Source organism: Collinsella sp. AM36-4AA (genome assembly GCF_003467795.1).
Lineage (GTDB): Bacteria > Actinomycetota > Coriobacteriia > Coriobacteriales > Coriobacteriaceae > Collinsella.
Genome location: NZ_QSHS01000060.1, coordinates 1 through 1022 on the forward strand (window position 1 = coordinate 1; position 1022 = coordinate 1022).

2 protein-coding genes are annotated in these 1022 nt (G+C 67.3%); both read left to right on the forward strand.

Going from position 1 to position 1022, the window contains the following annotated elements; genetic code table 11:
* Positions 1–45: 45 nt before the first annotated feature.
* Positions 46–543: a helix-turn-helix domain-containing protein gene (locus DW850_RS10055; protein ID WP_117786971.1), complete on the forward strand. Its 498-nt coding sequence runs from the start codon at positions 46–48 to the stop codon at positions 541–543.
* 20 nt (positions 544–563) lie between these two features.
* The coding region (locus tag DW850_RS10305; protein WP_199575690.1) for an IS3 family transposase at positions 564–1022 on the forward strand (459 nt) is incomplete at its 3' end.

Genomic DNA, 1022 nt, shown 5'->3' on the forward strand with positions numbered 1-1022 from the left:
TGAACTGCCTCCCATTTCTTGGACACGAGAAATGGGAGGCTTTTTATGCGTGTCGACTTGAGAGTGAAACACGACATCGAGGCCAGGAAGGCGGCGATCGGGCTCTTCGAGCGAGGGCACGGCTTCGAGTCGGCGGCGAAGGCGCTGTCGGTCCCGCGCAACACCGTGAGACAATGGCTCTACGTATACCGGTCGTTCGGAAGCGAGGTGCTGCTATCCATGGACGGCAAGCAGACCAGGTACACATACGAGCAGAAGGTCGCCGCCGCCTCGGCCGTGGTCGACGGCGGCATGGCCAAGCGGGACGCCATGAAGGCGTTCGGGGTCATGTCCTTGGCACCACTCAAGAGATGGTGCGCGCTCTACCGCGAGGGCGGCGCCGAGGCGCTCAGGCCCAAGCCCAGGGGCAGGCCGAAGGGGTCCGGCCCCAGGGCGCGCGAGCGCACCCGGGAGCAGGAGCTCGAGGAGCGCTGCCGAAGGCTCGAGACCGAGGTGGCCTACCTAAAAAAATTGCGTGCCCTGGTCGAGAGGGACGGGCTCTGACCAGGGCGAAGGTCGAGGCCGTGAGCGCCCTGCGCGCGGAGGGATACGAGCTGGGGCGCCTGCTGGAGTGCGCCGGCATGGCCCGGTCCAGCTACTACTACGCGCTGTCGCACCCGGCCAGGCCGACGCGCCCGGAGCTGCGGGACGCGGTGGCGGAGATCTTCTCGCGCACGGCCAACGGGTGCGGCCACCGCCAGGTCGCCATGTGCCTGCGCGCCGAGCTGGGCGCGCGCATAGCCTACAAGACCGTGCTCAAGATGATGCGGGAGATGGGGGTCCGCTGCGGCATCCGCCGCGAGACCGACTACCATAGGTACAACTCGTACAGGGGCGTCGTGGGCGAGACGTTCGAGAACGTCATCGGGCGCGACTTCGCCGCCGACGGGCCGTGGCAGAAGATGGGCACCGACGTCACCGAGTTCAAGCAGCCCTGGGGCAAGGCCTACTTCGCGCCGGTGTACGACTTCGGCAGCAAGGAG

Bases quoted from the DNA above. Each gene is read 5' to 3' on its own strand.
- DW850_RS10055 (WP_117786971.1), top strand. From the start codon at position 46: ATGCGTGTCGACTTGAGAGTGAAACACGACATCGAGGCCAGGAAGGCG.